This is a genomic window from Sedimenticola sp., assembly GCF_050289425.1.
Taxonomy (GTDB): domain Bacteria; phylum Pseudomonadota; class Gammaproteobacteria; order Chromatiales; family Chromatiaceae; genus Sedimenticola.
Map to the genome: position 1 here is coordinate 52,471 of NZ_JBNKFS010000016.1, position 19,888 is coordinate 72,358.

At 57.7% G+C, this 19,888-nt stretch carries 16 protein-coding genes; 9 read left to right on the plus strand and 7 right to left on the minus strand.

Annotation, left to right across the window (positions count from 1 at the left end; translation table 11 throughout):
* Positions 1-50: 50 nt before the first annotated feature.
* The 9 genes from ACQY5R_RS12275 to ACQY5R_RS12315 all read left to right on the plus strand — a co-directional run bounded on the left by ACQY5R_RS12275 (position 51) and on the right by ACQY5R_RS12315 (position 8,019).
* Positions 51-2,372 (plus strand): ATP-binding response regulator, encoded by a 2,322-nt coding sequence (locus ACQY5R_RS12275; RefSeq protein ID WP_428608806.1) that lies wholly within the window; start codon positions 51-53, stop codon positions 2,370-2,372.
* 64 nt (positions 2,373-2,436) lie between these two features.
* Positions 2,437-3,315: a response regulator gene (locus ACQY5R_RS12280; protein WP_428608809.1), complete on the plus strand. Its 879-nt coding sequence runs from the start codon at positions 2,437-2,439 to the stop codon at positions 3,313-3,315.
* 19 nt (positions 3,316-3,334) lie between these two features.
* The gene (locus ACQY5R_RS12285) at positions 3,335-3,676 is read left to right on the plus strand and encodes an ArsR/SmtB family transcription factor (protein ID WP_428608811.1); all 342 of its coding nucleotides are present in this window, start codon (positions 3,335-3,337) and stop codon (positions 3,674-3,676) included.
* 54 nt (positions 3,677-3,730) lie between these two features.
* Complete coding sequence (gene zapE / locus ACQY5R_RS12290) at positions 3,731-4,834, plus strand: cell division protein ZapE (RefSeq protein WP_428608814.1); 1,104 nt, start codon at positions 3,731-3,733, stop codon at positions 4,832-4,834.
* Entirely contained in the window at positions 4,831-5,031 is a 201-nt protein-coding gene (locus tag ACQY5R_RS12295; RefSeq protein WP_428608816.1) for a SlyX family protein, read from the plus strand. The genes zapE and ACQY5R_RS12295 overlap by 4 nt, the downstream gene beginning before the upstream one ends.
* Positions 5,032-5,230: 199 nt before the next feature.
* Entirely contained in the window at positions 5,231-5,452 is a 222-nt protein-coding gene (locus tag ACQY5R_RS12300; RefSeq protein ID WP_428608818.1) for a hypothetical protein, read from the plus strand.
* A 3-nt stretch (positions 5,453-5,455) separates the two neighbouring features.
* Positions 5,456-6,646 (plus strand): DUF2325 domain-containing protein, encoded by a 1,191-nt coding sequence (locus ACQY5R_RS12305; RefSeq protein ID WP_428608820.1) that lies wholly within the window; start codon positions 5,456-5,458, stop codon positions 6,644-6,646.
* A gap of 23 nt (positions 6,647-6,669) precedes the next feature.
* Positions 6,670-6,810 carry a hypothetical protein gene (locus tag ACQY5R_RS12310; RefSeq protein WP_428608823.1) on the plus strand — a complete coding sequence of 47 codons (141 nt, stop codon included), beginning with the start codon at positions 6,670-6,672 and terminating at the stop codon, positions 6,808-6,810.
* Positions 6,811-6,927: 117 nt separating this feature from the next.
* Entirely contained in the window at positions 6,928-8,019 is a 1,092-nt protein-coding gene (locus ACQY5R_RS12315) for an Opr family porin (RefSeq protein WP_428608825.1), read from the plus strand.
* A gap of 324 nt (positions 8,020-8,343) precedes the next feature.
* On the opposite strand, the gene hemE is transcribed toward ACQY5R_RS12315, so the two are convergent.
* The 7 genes from hemE to gltB all read right to left on the minus strand — a co-directional run bounded on the left by hemE (position 8,344) and on the right by gltB (position 19,668).
* Entirely contained in the window at positions 8,344-9,441 is a 1,098-nt protein-coding gene (gene hemE, locus ACQY5R_RS12320) for a uroporphyrinogen decarboxylase (RefSeq protein WP_428608828.1), read from the minus strand.
* Between the two features lie 151 nt (positions 9,442-9,592).
* On the minus strand, positions 9,593-10,117 hold the full coding sequence (locus ACQY5R_RS12325; protein ID WP_428608831.1) for an iron transporter: 525 nt from the start codon (positions 10,115-10,117) through the stop codon (positions 9,593-9,595).
* An 84-nt stretch (positions 10,118-10,201) separates the two neighbouring features.
* Positions 10,202-11,638, minus strand: a complete 1,437-nt coding sequence (locus ACQY5R_RS12330; RefSeq protein WP_428608833.1) for a 4Fe-4S binding protein — start codon at positions 11,636-11,638, stop codon at positions 10,202-10,204.
* Between the two features lie 20 nt (positions 11,639-11,658).
* Positions 11,659-12,858, minus strand: a complete 1,200-nt coding sequence (locus ACQY5R_RS12335; RefSeq protein ID WP_428608836.1) for an FTR1 family iron permease — start codon at positions 12,856-12,858, stop codon at positions 11,659-11,661.
* Positions 12,855-13,304, minus strand: coding sequence for a hypothetical protein (locus ACQY5R_RS12340; protein WP_428608838.1), 450 nt, complete (start codon positions 13,302-13,304; stop codon positions 12,855-12,857). The genes ACQY5R_RS12335 and ACQY5R_RS12340 overlap by 4 nt, the downstream gene beginning before the upstream one ends.
* Positions 13,305-13,573: 269 nt before the next feature.
* Entirely contained in the window at positions 13,574-15,025 is a 1,452-nt protein-coding gene (locus ACQY5R_RS12345) for a glutamate synthase subunit beta (protein WP_428608841.1), read from the minus strand.
* 2 nt (positions 15,026-15,027) lie between these two features.
* A complete protein-coding gene (gene gltB, locus ACQY5R_RS12350; protein WP_428608843.1) occupies positions 15,028-19,668 on the minus strand; it encodes a glutamate synthase large subunit in 4,641 nt (1,546 codons plus the stop codon).
* Between the last annotated feature and the right edge of the window lie 220 nt (positions 19,669-19,888).

Consider the following 19,888-nt stretch of genomic DNA (forward strand, 5'->3'; position numbering starts at 1 on the left):
GCATGGCTTGGGTTAATGTGCCAGTCACCGGCAGCCTAAAACAACATGTTGTGAAACTCCGCACCCAGATACTGCTGTTCTTCTTTGCCTTCGCCCTCACCCCGCTGATGATCGCGGTAGTGATCAATTTGCCGTTGGTCCTGGAACGGATGGATCTGTTTTATCAGAAGGCCCATCTGCAAAACCTGCGTGCCGATTTCCGCGACCTGGATGAGCACTTGGCCAGTCGCCATGAGATGGTCCGGCTGCTGGCCAAGCTGCCGGAACCGGGAGCGGTACTGGGCGATAAGAACGCGACTGAAAGTAAAAACATCGACCTGGCCCGCACCCGCTATATCCAGTGGATTAATCAGATCCTGCATGAGCAGTTGGATATCGTGCAGATCGTGTTTCTCGACTCACAGGGAGAGGAGCAGTTCTGGCTGGACCGGGACCGGGAGGATCAATCCTGGCAACCGACCGTCACACGGCCGGGCAAAGCGCCCGAGGCGCTGGTCAGTGCGGCGTTCAAGGCGGAGCCGGGGCGGGTACTGGTGAGTGCGCTCAGCCTCAACCCCCAGGCCGGAGCCCTGGACCCGCGCCACTTCATGACCCTGAGGCTGATCACCCCCATCTTTACCCGCGAGAGTACCACCCCCATCGGGGCGGTGATGTTGAATATTGATGTCGGCGGCATCGCCCGCTTTTACCGCAATACGCTGTGGGTCAATAACGACGGCCGCTTCCTGCAGATACCCATCCCCGACGCCCCTTCAGGCAATGCCTTTGCACGCTACCCGGGACTGGACCGGCTGTTTGCCGAGGAGAAGCCGGCACTCTGGAAAGGGCCCCATGAACAGATCATGTGGGTACCGATGTTCCGCACCGAAAAGGCCGACGCCCTCTGGGTGGGGCGTCTGGTGGACCCGTCACCCATCGCCGAATTTCGCAACGCCCTCACCCTGAGGGTACTGAGCATTGTGTTCCTGTTAATGCTGGCCACCTGGGTCGCCTCCCGCTGGCTGGCAAAACGGGCAGAGCGTCTCAGCCGGGAGCTGATCGACGGCATACAACAGATCCTGGAAAATGAAACGCCCGTTACCTTTGACTGGAAAGGCCCACAAGAGTTAAAGCGGTTGGGTATGAACCTCTCCCGGCTGGCGGAGGAGCATGGTCGTACTTCACGCAATCTGCGCGCCCATGCCCGCGAGCTGGAAGCGTCCAACCGTTATAAGTCCCAGTTTCTGGCCAACATCAGTCACGAGCTGAAGACACCGCTCAACTCGATCCTGCTGCTTTCCAAACTGCTGGCCAACTCAAAACAGGGATTGACCAAGGATCAACTGAAGCAAGCCCGAGTTATCCACGAGGCCGGCAGCGATCTGCAGGCATTGATCGATAATATCCTCGATCTCTCGCGCATCGAGGCACAGCGCATCCCCCTTCATCGGGAAACCGTCGAACTCACCCCACTGCTGGAAGGCTTGGTGGAACTGGTACAACCCCAATTCGACGCCAAGGGACTGACCTTGAATCTGGTAATGGAAGAAGATGCCCCCCAAAAGATTCTCAGCGACCCGGACAAACTGCGCCAGATCATCAAGAACTTCCTCTCCAACGCAGTGAAATTTACCGAAGCGGGGGTGGTGGAAATCCGCCTGGCCTCCACCACGCCGACCGCATCCAACGCTTACGCCCTGGCCATCAGCGTCAGCGATAGCGGCATCGGCATCGCCGAAGAGAAGCACCAAGAGATCTTCGAGGCATTCAAGCAGGCCGATGGCGCCACCAACCGCCGTTATGGCGGTACCGGACTGGGCCTCACGATCAGCCGCCAGCTGGCCCGGTTACTGGGTGGGGATATCGTACTGTCCAGCCGCCCGGGGCAGGGCAGCCGGTTTAGTCTGTTGTTACCGGCCGAGATAGGTGCCGACCCGGCCGAATCGGATCCCCCCGAACAAACGACAACAGCACAGCCGGAACAGGTGACGGAAGCGTTGGCGACACCTTACCTGGGCAGCCATTCACTACTGGTGGTGGATGCCAATCTACACAACCTGTTGCAATTGACGCCGCTGCTGGAACAGGCCGGGCTCAAGGTGACGGCGGCGGCAGATGTTGCCGAAGCGATTGAGGCGATGGCCGATGAATCATTCGCCCTTGTGTTGATTGACGTCATACTACCCACGGATAGCGGCTGTGATACGATCAAAAGCATAAAGCAGGCACAATCGATACCGGTAATCGCCATGATCCCGGCAACGAACCCCGAGATGGAAACGGCTTGTCTGGCCGCCGGCGCCGATACGCTGATCCACCGACCGATCGACCCCGGGGATTTGTACAACGGATTGGCGCCCTATCTTCCAGCACAAGCAGTAGACACTGAATAATGAAAAATTGGCAGGAGAGACAAGTTTTACGGCCGCTGGTCGCCCGCCAGGGTGCGGTACAGATATGAACCGCTACAGTGGATTTACCCTCTTGGCGGTTGACGACCACGAGCACAATCTCTTCACCCTGCGCAGTTTGCTGCAGCAGTATATGGACGTCAGCATTCTGGAAGCGACCTCCGGGCAGCAAGCGCTGGATATCGCACTCGGCGACGCCCACATCGACTTGATCATTCTCGATGTGCAGATGCCGGAGATGGACGGCTTCCAGACCGCCTCCATGTTGAAGATCCGCAAGAAAACCCGTGACATTCCGATCATCTTCCTGACCGCCGCCTTCAAAACCCAGGAGTTTCAGCAAAAGGGCTACGAAGTGGGCGCCGTGGATTACCTGTTGAAGCCGATCGACGACAACCAACTGATCAACAAGATCAGCACCTATTTCAGGTTGATTGAAAAAGAGCGCAACCTCAATATTATCCTGGAGCAGAAGGTCGCCGAACGCACCGCCGAACTGGCACAGGCCAAACAGCACCTGGAGAACATCGTCACCTATATGGGCGAAGCACTACTGGTGTTGAGCCCTGACGGCAAGATACGGGAAGTCAACCCTGCCCTGCGGCAGATGCTGGGATACAGCGACGAAGAGCTGCTGGGAATGGGAATCGGTGATATCTTTGAAGAGGAGGGGGACGAACAGGCCGGCGCCTTTATGGGGACCTGGCTGGAAGCCCTGATTCGGGTCGGTGCACTGAGCCAGATTGAAGCCCGCTTCATCACCCATGACGGAAGGCGCATTCCGATCCTCTTCTCGCGTACCGCGGTTACGGATACAGAGGGCGAAATCAGCGACATTTTGTGTATTGCCAAGGATATGAGTGGCTACATCAGACAAGATGTCCCTGCCGCCAACGAAACATCTGAAGCGGATAGGCCCTCTTGAGTTGGAACAGGAGTAAATTATGAGTGATCAAAGCCAACCCCCCCGGGAACAAGAAGACACCACTCTTACCGCCAATGCACTCAAGGCCATGGCCCACCCTTTGCGCTGGAAAATACTCTGCTCACTGGGTGACGACGAACTGTCAGTCGGCGAGATTGTGGAGCGGACCGGTACCTCCCAAAGCAATATTTCGCAACACCTGGAACAGCTGCGAAACAAGAACATTGTCGTCTCAAGGAAAGAGGCCAACCGCATCTATTACCGTATTCGCAACGGTCAGCTACTGACCTTGATCGGCACCATGCGTACCGTCCTCTGCCCGGCCAATCTGGACGAACGCTATCCCCAGGACAAGGAGTAAGCCCCGACCACCGGGACGAGGCAATTTCCGGCGGATTCCGGTATTCTTGCCCGGATGACACCCGAGCAATTTTATCAACAACAGCTGCAACGCAACGAAGTGGTGGCAGACCCGGACCAGGCGGCCGTGGTCGCTGAACTTCAGGCACTCTACGCGCGGTTGATCCAACCGAAAACACCGTCTGCCGAACCGGATCTGCTCAGCCGTCTGCTGAAACGTAAAACCCAGCCGGAGCAAACCCCGATCAAGGGGGTATATCTGTGGGGCGGTGTCGGTCGAGGCAAGACCTGGCTCGTGGACATCTTTTACAACCGACTCCCCTTTAACGACAAGTTACGCATCCATTTTCACCACTTTATGCGTGACACCCACGAGTCCCTGAACCGCCTCAAAGGGGTGAAAAACCCGCTCGAACGCGTGGCCGAATCGTTGGCGAGTCAGACCCGCATACTCTGTCTGGACGAGTTTATCGTCACCGACATTGGTGATGCGATGATCCTCGCCCAACTGTTAAAGGCGTTGTTCCAACGCGGCGTGACCCTGGTTACCACCTCCAATACCGAACCGGACAATCTATATAAAAACGGCCTACAGCGGGCCAGCTTCATCCCCGCCATCGAACTGCTCAAACAGCATACCCGAGTGATCCGTCTCGACAACGGCACCGATTACCGGCTGCGCTATCTGGAGCAGGCCACTGTCTACCATACCCCCCTCTCCACGACCGTCACCGAGCACCTTCACGAAGAGTTCGAACGGCTGGCACCTGAAATGGGGCAGAGCGGGGGCGCTATCTCATTATATGGGCGCGACATTGCCGTTAAACGCCTGGCCGACGATCTGGCTTGGTTCGATTTTTTTGCCATCTGTGGACCACCGCGCAGCCAGGCTGATTATCTGGAACTGGCACGCTGTTACCACACCGTGATCATATCCGATATCCCGCTGCTCACCGGTGAGTTGGACGATGCGGCACGCCGCTTTGTCTTCCTGGTGGATGAGTTCTACGATCGGGGTGTAAAACTGATTATCAGTGCAGCAGCCGGCCCTTTGGAGCTTTACCGGGGTGAACGCCTGACGGCTGAATTCGAACGAGCCGTAAGCCGTCTGCAAGAGATGCAGTCGATCGACTATCTGTCACGGGAGCATAAGGCATGAATCACGAAATTATCGATCTACAGAGCCGTATTGCATTCCAGGAAGACGCTATCCATCAGCTCAACCTGACCGTCGCCCAACTGCAGAATCAGCTTGCCACCCTGCAACTGGCCCTCAAGGAGCTGCGTCAACAGATGCAAAGCCTCGCACCCTCGGAAGGGTCTGGAAACGGCACCGAAATCCCACCACACTATTGATACGCAAGCCACCCTTATCGGCTGCTCCCTATCGTTGAATAACAAACGCCCGGCTTGGTCGGACGCACACTGAGCTGGCCGCTATCCAGTACAGCTGAAGTTTGATTGTGCGCCTCGGGTCAAAAGATATGCCCGCTCGTCCTCTTGACATGCGAATGATAATGATTATCATTGTTGTTAATAGCGAGGAGCTGAAACGATGCGATGTATCATAGATGCTTGGCTGGAGCGCCCAAACCCCTGCCTAAGACTACTGGATGCCGAGACGGGCCAAGAGATCCTGCGCTGCGGTGCCGGTTGGATAATCCCGCTGCTGGAGAGCGGCCAGCTGACCCTGGATGATATCCAGGATGAAGGACTCAGCTACGCCGAGCGCCTGGGTTTTGCCGCGGCCGAATCACCCACATTGGCAGCATTCTGATCGATGTGCAATTTGACCAAAAAACGCTTTGAGCCGCCCCGCTCGGCGCCATCGCGTCGCCTGCGGATCTGGGAAGTGGAACGGCGATTCCACTGCGCTATCCTCGGCACCTGCCTGACCCTGCATGAATTGCACAAGGTGATTCGTCAAGCCGGCATCATCCTGGACCCAAAGCATACCGACTATGATGCCCACAATGCCCTGGTCGCCAGCGCCGGGCAGGAGGGTCGTGCCGCCCGGCTGCTGAGCCGATTACTCGACAGAAAATATCGAACCCCGATCAGCCGACTGCCAAAGGGCGACAGCCAGGCACTCAGCCACTATTGGCACCAGGCCCTGCAGTCAGGCGATGTCGCCGGTCCTTTCTGGGCATTGGTCACCCATCCCAACCACCCCTCCACGCTGATGCAGCAGATTTATGGCGATGTACATATGCTGTCACACTTGACCGGAGCCGCCAATCGTGCGGACCTGAAGCGCCTGACCAGCCTGGAAGCCAACGTAGCCGAATTAAGGGAAGCCGCCGCCCATACCACACAGCAACATCATCAACAGCTGGCGCAAAAAGAGCAGCTGATCCGCGAATTGGAGGCGCAGTTGCTACGCCAACTCTCCCGGCACAGGGTAGCCACCCCTTCCGGCGATAGCGAGTTGGGTGCACAACTCGCCGCCACACGCCGGGAGTTGACCCAGTCGCTACGACAACTGGAAAGAAGCCAGCGGCGCGTCACCAGCCTGAAGCGACGCAACGAGTATTTACAGCAGCAGCTGGATTCTGCCCAAACGGCACGGCAAGCGGCGGAGGCGGAACAGCAGGCCAGCGAGCTGGTACTGCATCAGCTGCTGACTGCTGATGCGACGCCCGGCCAGCCCGCGACCGATCTCTGTGGCCGACAGATCGTCTATGTCGGCGGACGAACCTCATTGTCACCTCACTTCCGCGCGCTGGTGGAGAGATGTCGCGGTCGCTTTGAGCACCATGACGGCGGCATGGAAGAGAGCCGGGCTAACCTGCACGGCCTGTTGAGTAAGGCGGATATGGTGTTTTGTCCCATCGACTGCATCAGCCACGACGCCTGTCTGAAAGTGAAACGCTTCTGTAAACAGCATGCCAAGGCGTTCATACCCCTGCGCAGCTCCGGACTGTCGGCCTTTGCCAAAGAGTTGTCGCAGTTAAACCGGACCGATACTTAAGCAACATCACTATCGGAAAGGAAATGTCATCGAATATCAGCATAAAGGCATCCGAACGCCCGCGTCGAAGCTGGGCACTTAGTGGCATCTCCACCGGGCTGCTTTGGGCAACCACCCTGGCCGCCCTGATGCTGGCCGGACTCAGCGGCTTCGCAGGGGATTAGAACAGCAGCACAGAGCAACAACTCAACTGATCCCTCGGAGCACCCACCCAATTGGCATGCCACACGCAGGGAACGACACAGATCCAATCAACTATCCGTTACATAGAAGGAAACAAAGTGAAAAAAAGCTATCTTGGTGTGGCGATACTGTCGCTACTGGGTATCCAAAGCGCACAGGCCGACAGCCTGTCTGACGCGTTTAAAAACGGCACCGTCAGCGGTGACCTGAATCTGTTCTACAAAGGAATCGATAACCGAAGCGCCGCCGATAGCGGCTACGGCACCGGTTTTCTCGGACTGAAATACAAGACGGCACCGCTGAACGGCTTGCAACTGGGTCTGGCGGTTCGCCACGGCAGCGAAGTGAACGAGGACAACCCCGGCGACTCCGATGAAGGTGTCGGCACCCTGGTGACCGAAGCCTATCTCAGCTACCAGGCCGACGGCTTCGGCGCCGTGCTGGGCCGCCAAGCCATTGATCTGGAGTGGGTCGGGGATTATCACGAGGCGGTGACCCTGACCAGCGATGCCCTGCCCAATACCGAACTCACCGCCGGCTATAGCCGCAGCCTGGCCGTGGCGGATGAAGATGACCTGCAACACAGTTTTAGCGATATCGGTGATGACGGCGCTTGGTTCCTGGATGCCAAAGTCATGCCGGCCGAGGGACTGGTGCTCAACCCCTATTACATCCATGAGGATGAGGTGTTCGACGGACTGGGTCTGAAGGCCGACTATGAGCACGCCTCCGGTCTGGGCGTTACCGCCCATTACGCCACCTCTGACGTCGATGTGGCGGGCGAGTCGGATGGTGCCATCCTGCACCTGGAACTGCGCGGCACCCTGGGTGGCCTTACTCTGGCAGCCGGGTACATCGACACCGACAAACAGGGCGGCGTAGGGCATCTGGACGATCTGGGCGAAAACATCAACCCACTGGAGGAGGGCAATCAGGTCTACGGGGCCGACGCTCAAACCTGGTATCTGGGTGCCGAGTACAGCATGGGCCGCGCCACCCTCGGATTGCTGGTGGGTAACAGCGACTATGCCGGCAACAGCGAAGAACGCGAGATTGATCTAACCCTCGGCTACGACCTGGCGGACATCGCCGAGAACCTGAGTGTGAACCTGGTCTATGCCGATATCGATACCAACGCCAGCAGCGATGATTACGAGAAGCTGACACTGATGCTGAGTTACGGATTCTAGCCATGGCCAGTCAGGTAACCTAAAACCGGCACCCGGCCCGTAGGGGCAGACCCCTGTGTCTGCCCGTAGTAGAAGCACCCGACGAGTGCGGGCAACCACAGGGGGTTGCCCCTACACAAATCCCCGGAGGCCTCCGCAGCATAAGTCCATCCCCGACAACGCCGCTCTCGGCCCTCCATGGCCTCCGCGGCATAAGTCCATCCCTGACAACGCCGCTCTCGGCCCTCCATGGCCTCCGCGGCATAAGTCCATCCCTGGACAAAAAACCCCGGCCGGTTTCCCGGTCGGGGTTCTCTTTGTTCCGCTATTCAGTGGCTTAGCTAATCAATCGCTGCCCCAGCTTTTCCCCTTCACACCGGGACTGTGGTAAGCCTGACTCAATTCATGCACCGCCTCGACCAACACCCCGGCATGTTCCGGGTTTACATCCGGATGGATACCGTGTCCGAGATTGAACACATGACCGGGACCGTGACCGTAACTGGCCAGCACTCGGCCCACTTCTTCTCGGATGCGCTCCGGCGCAGCATAGAGAATGCTCGGGTCCACATTACCCTGCAGCGCCACCCGATCCTTGACCTGGATACGGGCATCGGCTAAATCGGTGGTCCAATCCACACCCAGGGCATCACAGCCGGTGCGGGACATGGCATCCAACCATTGGCCGCCACCCTTGGTAAACAGGATCACCGGCACCTTGCGGCCCTCGCTCTCCCGTACCAGTCCCTGCACAATACGCTCCATATAGGCCAGCGAAAACAGCTGGTAATCCCGAGGACTCAGCACACCACCCCAGGTATCAAACACCATCACCGCCTGAGCGCCGGCGGCGATCTGGGCGTTCAGATAGCCGATCACCGATTCCGCCACCTTACCCAGCAAGCTGTGCATCAGGTCGGGGCGATCGAACATCATCTCCTTTACCTTGGCGAAGTTCTTGGTGCTGCTGCCCTCCACCATGTAGGTAGCCAGGGTCCAGGGGCTGCCGGAGAAGCCAATCAGCGGAACCCGTCCATCCAACTCACGACGGATCGTGCGCACCGCATCCATGACATAACCCAGGTCATCTTCCGGGTCCGGTACGCCGAGCGCCGCCACCGCCGCTTCGTCCTGCACCGGCTTTTTGAACTTCGGCCCCTCACCCTCGGTGAAATAGAGCCCCAAACCCATGGCATCCGGAATGGTGAGGATGTCGGAAAACAGGATGGCCGCATCCAGCGGAAAACGCTCCAGCGGTTGCAGGGTCACTTCGCAGGCGAGCTCCGGGTTCATACAAAGATCCATGAAACTGCCCGCCTTGGCCCGTGTGGCCCTGTACTCCGGCAGATAACGGCCTGCCTGGCGCATCATCCAGACCGGCGTCATATCTACAGGTTCACGAAGCAGGGCACGAAGAAATCGATCGTTTTTCAAGCTGGACACAGCATGTTTCCTTTGTTGGCAACCAGAAGCAACCGGCCTGCGTCGCCGGTGAGAGGGCGAGTTTACACCGAAATAGCCCATGACACACGGCGCCATTGGCAATCAATGGCGCCGTATCACCGGGTTCAGTTGTCAAATTGTCGACTGAAGATCAGTAGTCGCCCTTCTTACCCACACCGACAAAGGCAAAATCCCACTCCAGATCGAACGGGGCCCACCAGGCGCCGACACCGGTCTCCTTGTCGGTGTGACGGAAGAAACCGTTATAGGCCGGCGGTTTGATGTGGTATTTCAAGTGGTATTTGCCGGGACCGTTCAACTTGATGTTGTCCGCATAGTGGGGGCCGTCGGAAGCCACCATGGGCATGAAGTTGCCGGTAGTGGCCCAGTCGCCACCCTGCTTGGTGATGGTGTAACTGATATCCAGGTAGGGCATCCATTCACCTTCACCAAAACCGTTCTGATTGCCCTTGCTGGCATGGATATCCGCCTCCAAATGGATATCGGCGCTGCCCATGCCTGGCAACATCGGCTCCATCTTGGTCGGTTGCAGATAAACCGCCGCGATCTCCATGCCATTCAACTCCACGGGATCGCCAATCGGCTGTTCACCGGCGACGACCATCCCACTTCCCAGTATTCCTGCCAGGAACAGACTCAATGTACTTCTCTTCATATCAATCTCCACTATCGTTAATACGACTCATTCGTGTTAAAGGGTCAAAAAAAACCCGCCCGGTAACGCCCTGACGGAACAGATCTAGATACCAAACACGGCCGGCCACCAAGCGAGCCCAACCGCTATGCTGCCGATAACCCCCGGCAGCAGAGGCAGCCACAAGCGGGCGCCCTGCAGGCCCTGGTTGCTCAAAATCCGGCGTCCGAGATAGAGACTCCAGAGCAACCCCAGGGTGAACAACCCTCCCTTCACCAGGCCCACCATCTCGGCCGACAAACCCAGCCGGGTGAGTGGGGAAAACAGCTCTCCACCCAACCCCAACACCAGAGATACCATCGCCACCGGGGCATATTGGTACCCCAACTCGACAAACCGGCTGGCCAGCCCGCGATCTGCGCCGAGACGTCCGGCCAACCAGGCAGACAGTCCGGTGGTCAGGGACAACACCAGGCTCAGCAGTACCATCACCGCCAACATGAATCCGACGATCATGGAGAAATCGAGCCAATTGAACACCTCACGCCGCTCCGGGTGAACACTCATCAGCCACCAGGGACCCGGCTCGCCGATCCAGTACCAATCCCGCTCGATAAACCAGCTTCCGACTGCTTGGCGCAGCTGTTGATACTGCGGCAGCACCAGCCAAAGGAAACCGCCCAACGCGATCCCGGTACCAAGAAACAGAAACAGCACCTCATAGGGATTGGGGTGGTGCCGGCGAATTTGCGCAATCTCTTCTCCGGGCTGTCGCAAACGCAGATAGAGTCCCCCCTGGGACTGGGGATTAACGCAGCGAAAACACTCGATGCAGTGGCGCGACTCTTCCTTGCGAGGGATGTCGATCATGGTGGGACAAACACCCTTCTCGGTAAACCGATCACCACCGGCCTTTTTGCGCTTGGGTGCGAATTGAACCGCGCCGATACGCGAAAATACCCCGAGCAACAACCCAATCGGACACATGTGGCGACACCAAGCCCGCTTATTGCGCCCGTAAACAAATCCCAGCGCAATGGCCAACAACAGGGTACCCCCAAACACCTCGGCCACCGCTTCCGGATGATCACGTACACCGACCGTCTGACCCAAGATGGTGATCAGCAGAAAACTGATGATCGGCGTGCCTTCCCACCGAACCCAGGCCGGTATCGGTCGCTGCAATCCCTTTTTATTGGCCCATTCGGAAGCCGCCCCCATGGGGCAAAGCAAGCCGCACCAACTGCGTCCGGTGAATATGACGGAAATAAACACCAGCGGAAACCAGAGCCCCCACATGGCGTAATTGGCAAAGCGGGTGAAATTGTTCAGCGCGGTGGCGTTTTCCGGCGCCTCAGGGAGAAACAGCGGCAGGAAGATAACCGCAAGAAAAAACAGGAACATCACGGCATGCAGCCACACCAGGCGGTCGCGATGCCTGACAAAGAACGCTTCCACCGGTCCAGCCATTTTTGCATCGAGGGTTCCGGGCACGCGAATCGGGATTGCCGCCAGCCGATCGGCCGCCTGGCTTCTGGTCATCGTGTCCGTCAGCGGTGCATTCACACCCGGGCCCCAGCCAACGCACGACGCCGTCGAGTCCACCACCAGGCAATCGCCAGCGGCAGCGGTATCAGCAACAGCAGTTGGGCGGACAGGCTTTCCACAGTCGGGTACACACCCAACCAACCGATACGTGCCACCCCGTCCACCGGTGTAATCGCCACCCAGCCGGCCTCTTGCAGTTCCAGCACCCCATTACCGGCAAACGTGACGGCAAGGTAATAGAGCAACACGGCGGTGAGGGTGAAAAAGAGTCCAATCGGCAGCCTGAACGAAGCCGCTTGCATCACGCGGAACAGGATCAGGAGCGCGGCCGCTGCCAAGCCAAATCCGGCCAATAACGGCCACCACTGCCCATTCGATTCACTACTCAGTGCCTGGTAGAAAAGCACCGTCTCCGCACCTTCCCGATACACAGCAAGAAACGCCGCCAATCCCAGGGCAAAGGCACTGCCCTTAGAGAGGGCGTTATTGATCTGGGCATGGATAAAGGCTTGCCAGCGGGCCGCCTCACTTTTCGAGATCAGCCAATAACTGACATAGAACAGCACCGCGGCAGCCAGCAGCATGGTCACCCCCTCCAGGGCCTCGCGACCAGCACCGGAGACCTGTAGCACCACGCTAAACAGCCAAGCAGTAACCAGGCTCGCCAACAGCGCCCAAAATGCGCCTTGGTAGACCACCCGCACCTGGTTGGAGGCCTCCTGGCGGCGCAGATAGGCCACCAACGCAGTAATTACCAGCATTGCCTCAAAACCTTCGCGCAACAGGATCAAAAAGGCCTGCACCAACAGCCCCCAGAAATTGACCGCCGGTGGTTGCTGCGCATCAGCCACCTGCCGCAGCTGGTTGCTCAGTTGCTGCCAGGCGGTTGCCACTTCATCCTGGGTGCGCCCGCGGGTCGCCAATCCGATAATCTTGCCGAAACGGGATTCCAATTCGCTCTTCAGTCCCGGATCCCGCATACCGACGGCCGCCTCCATGCCGCTGCCCTCGAAGATATCGAAGTAGAGCCCGGAGAAAGCGTCCGCGGTGTCCATCCCGTTTTCCGCGCTATAACCGGCTACGAGCCGGTCTCCCTGATCCGTCAGTTCCGCCACGATGCGCTGAAAATCCGGTGCCGAGGGTGATGACGCGTTCTCGGCCCCAAAGCAGAGCACGGGAACCAGCCATATCAACAGCAGCCAGCGAAGGCTCATTGGTTCACCTTAAATACAGTCAAGGGGATGCCGGCTTTATCCAGCAACGCCGCATCCCGGCGCATGGCCACCCGTATCGATTCGGCAACGGCGCTCACCTCCGCACCCCCCGCATCCTTCTGGATCGCCTTTCTCAGATCGCCAAACTTTTTCTCCACTAGGTAGGTATGTTTGGCGCCCAACTCCAGCCGCATAGCCGCCTCCATCTTGCGATCTTCAAAGACGCCAAAATAGGCGCTCACCACCGCATGCTTGGCCTGTTTATGATCCCCGGCCAGATAGGCCTGCTCCGCCTGGTCGATATGCTGGACAACCGCTTCAGCCACCGCCAGCCACCCGGTGGAATCGCCGGCCCAACCCGCACAGGGCAGCGCCAGTAGCCATAAGCTGAGCAAGCCGTATTTCATGATCGGGTCGTACTCCAGTTGGCCTGTCTGATGCGGCATGGGCCAACATCAGTTCGGGGAAAAGAGATTTAAGGCTGTTAATAATAACGATTCGCAATTGTAATATCAACCGTGGTTTCTCCGGCATGCCGTACGAGAACGCCCGGCCTGGTGGCACGCCGGTGCCGTGTCATCTGTGTATGAGAAATCCCATCATTCACTGCGATTGCTAATACGATGATTTATCTGGACCAAACCGCGAAGAAAAAAAGGGGGATGGCCTTCCTGGTCATCCCCCTTTTTTTCCAACCGCCTCCGGCGATAACTGGCTAGCGCGGCAACTCTGAACTCCCCATCAGATACTCGTCCACAGCGCGGGCGCACTGACGACCTTCGCGGATGGCCCAAACGACCAGGGACTGCCCGCGGCGCATATCGCCGGCGGTAAACACGCCGCCTATGGAAGTACGGTAAGCTTCGACACCTTCTGTATCGCCCTTGACGTTACCGCGCTCATCCAGACCCACACCCAACTCCTTGAGCATACCTTCATGCACCGGATGCACAAAACCCATGGCCAGGGTAACCAGGTCAGCCTTGAGCTCGAATTCGGAACCGGGCACCTCGTGCATTTTCCAGCCACCCGACTCGGCTTGCTGCCACTCAACCTTGATGCACTGGACGGCCTTAACATTACCCTTTCCATCGTCAACAAAGGCTTTGGTGGCCACGCTCCACATACGCTCACAACCCTCTTCCTGGGAGCTGGAGGTACGCATCTTGTTCGGCCAATAGGGCCAAACGGTCAGCTTGTCCTCTTTCTCAGGCGGCCGCGGCATAATTTCTATCTGGGTCACCGATGCCGCCCCATGACGGTTGGATGTGCCGATACAGTCCGATCCGGTATCGCCACCGCCGATAACCACGACATGCTTACCCGCCGCCGATATAAAGGTGTCGCCCACATCATCCCCCTGCACCTTGTGGCTATTCATGCGCAGGAAATCCATGGCGAAGTGGACCCCGTTCAGATCACGACCGGGCACCGGTAGATCCCGCGGCTGTTCGGAACCCCCGGTCAGTACCACGGCATCAAATTTGTCCACGAGCATTTTGGCCGGTATATCGACCCCGATGTGGGTGTTGGCGTGGAACTTGACGCCCTCCGCCTGCATCTGTCCCATACGGCGGTCAATTACCTTTTTATTTAGCTTGAAATCGGGGATACCGTAACGCAGCAGTCCGCCGATCCGGTTCTCCTTTTCAAATACCGATATCGAGTGGCCCACCCGCGCCAACTGTTGGGCGCAGGCCAGGCCCGCAGGACCGGAGCCGACAATAGCCACGCGCTTGCCACTCTTGTGGCGCGCGATCTGCGGCTGAATCCAACCCTCTTCCCACGCCTTCTCGACGATTGCCAGCTCAATGCTCTTGATGGTCACCGGCTCATCGGTCAGATTGAGGGTACACGCCTCTTGGCAGGGGGCCGGGCAGATGCGCCCGGTGAACTCGGGGAAGTTATTGGTCGAGTGCAAAACCTCAATCGCAGACTTCCAATCCTTGTGGTACACCAAGTCATTCCAGTCCGGGATGATGTTATCAACCGGGCAACCCTTGTGGCAGAAGGGGATACCGCAATCCATACAGCGCGCACCCTGAATGCTCAGCTCATTGCTGCTCAGATCAACCGTGAACTCGTTGAAATGCGTCAAGCGATCGGCGACCGGCGCATAGCTGCGGTCTTGACGTGGATACTCCTTGAAACCTGTTGGCTTACCCATGATTAGTGGCTCCCCTTAACAACTTCACTGCTTTTCGTCTGCTCCACCTGCATCTCGAGCAGGGCGCGGCGGTAATCCACCGGCATCACCTTGACGAACTTCGGCAGATATTCACACCAGTTGTCGAGTATTTTTTGTGCGACCGAACTATTGGTGTAATGCAGATGACTCTGAATCAGCTGCTTGAGACGGATGGAGTCGAAGCGGGTCATGTCATGACTGACATCGACACGCCCCTTGGTCTCCAGGTCGCCGCCCTGATGATCCAGCGTCTCCAATGCATCATCCTCATCCTTGATCGGCTCCAGGTCGACCATGGAAAGGTTACAGCGCTGTTCAAAGGTGCCTTCTTCATCCAGTACATAGGCAATACCACCCGACATGCCGGCCGCGAAGTTTCTACCGGTGCTGCCCAGGCAGACCACTACGCCTCCTGTCATATACTCACAACCGTGGTCACCCACCCCTTCAATCACGGCGGTAGCACCCGAATTTCTCACTGCAAAACGCTCGCCACCAACACCACGGAAATAACACTCACCGCTGATGGCGCCATAGAGTACGGTATTGCCGACAATGATATTCTCTTCCGCCTTGCCGATCCCGGACTCTGCCGGTGGATAGACCACAATACGACCGCCAGATAAACCCTTGCCGACATAGTCGTTACCTTCACCCGCCAGCTCGATGGTCACCCCTTTGGCCAGCCAGGCGCCCAACGATTGACCGGCGGTGCCCTTGGCCTTGATATAGATGCTGTCATCAGGCAATCCGGCGTGACCGTAGCGCTCCGCCACACGGCCCGACAACATGGTACCGAAGGTGCGGTTATAGTTATGGATATCGATATCGATCTTGACCGCTTCGCCCCTTTCCAGGGCCGGCTGGGCTAGTTCGATCAACTGATGGTCGACCGCCTTGTCCAGACCGTGGTCCTGCTTCTCGGTATTGCAGATCGCTACTCCCTCGTCGGCCACCGGCTTGGTCAGGATACGCGAGAAATCGAGCCCCTTGGCCTTCCAGTGGGTGACCGCTTTGCGCGTATCCAGACGGTCGGTCTGGCCGATCATCTCGCTGAATGAGCGGAAGCCGAGTTTCGCCATCAACTGACGCACCTCTTCGGCAACGAAGAAAAAGTAGTTGATCACGTGTTCGGGCTTACCGGTAAACCGCTTGCGCAGCTCCGGGTCCTGGGTGGCGACACCGACCGGACAGGTATTCAGATGACACTTGCGCATCATGATGCAACCTTCAACGATCAACGGCGCCGTAGCAAAACCGAATTCGTCTGCGCCCAACAGAGCACCCACCACCACATCACGTCCGGTACGCAAACCACCGTCCACCTGGACCGCGATGCGACCCCGCAATCTATTCAGTACCAGGGTCTGATGCGTCTCCGCCAAACCGATCTCCCAAGAGGAGCCGGCGTGCTTGATGGAGGTGAGGGGCGACGCACCCGTGCCACCGTCAAAGCCGGAAATAGTGACATGATCCGCATGGGCTTTCGACACACCTGCCGCCACGGTACCGACGCCCACTTCGGACACCAGCTTCACCGAGACGCGCGACTTCGGCTGCACGTTCTTCAGATCGTGAATCAGCTGTGCCAGATCCTCGATCGAATAGATGTCGTGATGCGGTGGCGGCGATATCAATCCCACCCCCGGCGTGGAATGGCGCACCCGCGCAATCTGCGCATTCACCTTATGTCCCGGCAGTTGACCGCCTTCGCCCGGCTTAGCGCCTTGTGCCATCTTGATCTGGATATCGTCCGAGTTGACCAGGTATTCGGTGGTCACCCCAAAACGGCCCGATGCCACCTGTTTAATGGCGGAACGCTGGGGATTGCTCGAGCCATCCGGAAGCGGATTGAAGCGACTCGGTTCCTCGCCCCCTTCGCCCGTATTGGACTTGCCACCGATGGCATTCATCGCCTCGGCCAGGGTGGAGTGGGCTTCATAGGAGATCGAGCCGAAGGACATGGCCCCGGTGGCAAAACGTTTGACGATCTCTTTCGCCGGTTCCACCTCTTCCAGCGGCACTGGCTCATCCGCCCAATTGAAATCAAACAGTCCACGGAAGGCGAGCAGGCGTTCATCCTGTTCGTTAATCAGGCGGGAAAATTCGGCAAAGCTCTTCGCATCATTGGCGCGCGCCGCATGCTGCACCTTGGCGATGGAATCCGGCGTCCAGGCGTGCTCCTCGCCCCGTTGCCGATAGGCGTAATCGCCGCCGACATCCAGGTGCTTGCGATAGATCGGATTGTTGCCATAGGCGTTGATGTGCAACCGCACCGCTTCCTGGGCGACCTCATCCAATCCGGCGCCTTCGATCATGGTGGAGGTGCCAGTGAAATACTGCTCCACAAAACTACTGGAGAGCCCGACCGCATCAAAGATCTGCGCACCGCAATAGGATTGATAAGTGGAGATTCCCATCTTCGACATGACCTTCTTCAGACCCTTGCCGATTGCCTTGATGTAGCGCTTCTGCGCATCCTCAAAGCAGAGCTGTTCCGGTAGCGACGGCAGCATCGACTGTATGGTATCGAATGCCACGTAGGGGTTGATTGCTTCAGCACCATAACCGGCCAACGTGGCGAAATGGTGCACTTCCAGTGCTGCGCCGGTCTCTACTACCAGCCCCGATTCGGTACGCAGGCCCTTACGGATCAGGTGGTGGTGTACCGCTGAAACGGCCAACAATGCTGGGATGGCGACGTTATCCGCGTCGACACGACGATCCGACAGAATCAGGATGTTATATCCTTCCAGTACCGCTTTCTCCGCGGCATGACCCAGCGCATCCAGGGCCAATTTCATCCCGGAAGCGCCTTTCGCAGCCTTGAAGCAGATACTCAAGGTACGGGTGCGAAATGCGCCACCGGTGTTATCTTCAATATTGCGGATTCGCTCCAGATCGCTGTTGGTCAGGACCGGTTGATGTACCTCCAGCCGCATGGCCGGTTTACTCTGACCGATGCCCAACAGGTTGGGGCGAGGACCAATTAGCGACACCAACGACATCACGATCTCTTCCCGGATCGGATCAATAGGCGGATTGGTCACCTGGGCGAAATTCTGTTTGAAATAGGTCGACAGATGTCGCGGTCGGTTCGAGAGTACCGACGGCGGATTGTCCGCACCCATTGAGCCGGTCGCCTCCTGACCGGTCAGCACCATCGGTGTCAGTAGGAACTTTATATCCTCCTGGGTATAACCGAAGGCTTGCTGGCTATCCAACAGGGTCTCGGGATCGGGTGACATGGCACCCACCACCTCGGGGAGGTGATCCAGATGAATCTGGGTCTGATCAAGCCAATCCTGATAGGGGTGCTCGGCAGAGAGCTGCTCCTTGAGCTCCGCATCATCGATAATGCGCCCCTCTTCCAGGTCGATCAGGAACATCTTGCCCGGCTGCAGGCGCCATTTCTTGATAATGCGCTCTTCCGGGATATCCAGCACACCCATCTCCGAAGCCATCATCACCATGTCGTCATCGGTGATCAGATAGCGGGCCGGGCGCAAGCCATTGCGATCCAGTGTCGCGCCGATCTGCCGACCATCGGTAAAGGCCACGGCCGCCGGACCATCCCACGGCTCCATCAGCGCTGCGTAGTACTCATAGAATGCGCGGCGACTATCGTCCATTAACGGATTCCCGGACCAAGCCTCGGGGATCAGCATCATCATGGCATGAGCCAGGGAATAGCCGCCCTGCACCAACAGTTCAAGTGCATTATCAAAAGACGCGGAATCCGACTGGCCTTCCGGGATCAGCGGCCAAACCTTGGCCAAGTCATCTCCCAGAATCTCCGATGCCATAGAGTGCTTGCGCGCCGCCATCCAGTTGACATTGCCACGCAGGGTATTGATTTCGCCATTGTGGGCAATCATGCGGAACGGATGGGCCAAATCCCAGGTCGGGAAGGTATTGGTGGAAAAACGCTGGTGCACCAGCGCCAACGCCGACACCATGCGCTCATCCTTCAGGTCCGGATAAAATTCACCCACCTGATCGGACAGCAACATACCCTTGTAGGTGATGGTGCGTGACGAGAGAGAAGTGAAGTAAAACGATTCATCCTTTTCCAGGCCGGTTTCACGAATCACCTTCTCTACCTGTTTGCGAATAACAAACAGCTTCCGTTCAAACGCCGCTTGATCGGCACAATCCGCGCCACACTCTATAAATATTTGTTTTATATGAGGTTCTGTTGGTTTTACGCTATAACCAAGACCCTGGTTATCCACTGGCACATCGCGCCAGCCGATAACACTCTGCCCTTCATCCTCGACAAAGCGATTAACGGTACTCTCCGCTCTTGCCCGGGATGCTTCGTCACGAGGCAAAAACAGCATGCCCACGGCATAGTCGCCCTGTACCGGCAGATCGAACTCCAGCGTTTCCCGGAAGAAGGTGTCAGGTATCTGGATCAGTATTCCGGCGCCGTCACCGGCACGGGGGTCCGCACCCACCGCGCCTCGGTGAGTCAACCGTTCCAGGATTTCCAATCCCTGCTCGACTATCTTGCGGCTCTTGCGGCCCTTGATATTGGCGACAAAACCGACGCCACAAGCATCGTGTTCGTTGCGGGGATCATAGAGTCCCTGCTTCGGTGGCAAAGCGCCTTGGCCCATCGTAAACCTCATCTCATCGGGGCAGAATACGGCAAAAACTGCTCTCTACCCGTTGCAAATATGGACGTAAGACCCGAAAAGTTTTACTTCGGGGTTCGTCCAAAATGGCCTAAAAATGCCCGTCAATGGGAATTCCGGCCGGACAGAACCCTGCAGGATAATGGAAAAGTCTGTTCCAGGCCAGTAATTTGCTAAACGACTTTAATTTCCCTAGACGGGA

Bases quoted from the DNA above. Each gene is read 5' to 3' on its own strand.
- ACQY5R_RS12345 (WP_428608841.1), bottom strand. From the start codon at position 15,025: ATGGGTAAGCCAACAGGTTTCAAGGAGTATCCACGTCAAGACCGCAGC.
- ACQY5R_RS12310 (WP_428608823.1), top strand. From the start codon at position 6,670: ATGTCATCGAATATCAGCATAAAGGCATCCGAACGCCCGCGTCGAAGC.
- ACQY5R_RS12305 (WP_428608820.1), top strand. From the start codon at position 5,456: ATGTGCAATTTGACCAAAAAACGCTTTGAGCCGCCCCGCTCGGCGCCA.
- ACQY5R_RS12330 (WP_428608833.1), bottom strand. From the start codon at position 11,638: ATGACCAGAAGCCAGGCGGCCGATCGGCTGGCGGCAATCCCGATTCGC.
- ACQY5R_RS12285 (WP_428608811.1), top strand. From the start codon at position 3,335: ATGAGTGATCAAAGCCAACCCCCCCGGGAACAAGAAGACACCACTCTT.
- ACQY5R_RS12295 (WP_428608816.1), top strand. From the start codon at position 4,831: ATGAATCACGAAATTATCGATCTACAGAGCCGTATTGCATTCCAGGAA.
- ACQY5R_RS12335 (WP_428608836.1), bottom strand. From the start codon at position 12,858: ATGAGCCTTCGCTGGCTGCTGTTGATATGGCTGGTTCCCGTGCTCTGC.
- zapE (WP_428608814.1), top strand. From the start codon at position 3,731: ATGACACCCGAGCAATTTTATCAACAACAGCTGCAACGCAACGAAGTG.
- ACQY5R_RS12300 (WP_428608818.1), top strand. From the start codon at position 5,231: ATGCGATGTATCATAGATGCTTGGCTGGAGCGCCCAAACCCCTGCCTA.
- gltB (WP_428608843.1), bottom strand. From the start codon at position 19,668: ATGGGCCAAGGCGCTTTGCCACCGAAGCAGGGACTCTATGATCCCCGC.
- ACQY5R_RS12340 (WP_428608838.1), bottom strand. From the start codon at position 13,304: ATGCCGCATCAGACAGGCCAACTGGAGTACGACCCGATCATGAAATAC.
- ACQY5R_RS12325 (WP_428608831.1), bottom strand. From the start codon at position 10,117: ATGAAGAGAAGTACATTGAGTCTGTTCCTGGCAGGAATACTGGGAAGT.
- ACQY5R_RS12280 (WP_428608809.1), top strand. From the start codon at position 2,437: ATGAACCGCTACAGTGGATTTACCCTCTTGGCGGTTGACGACCACGAG.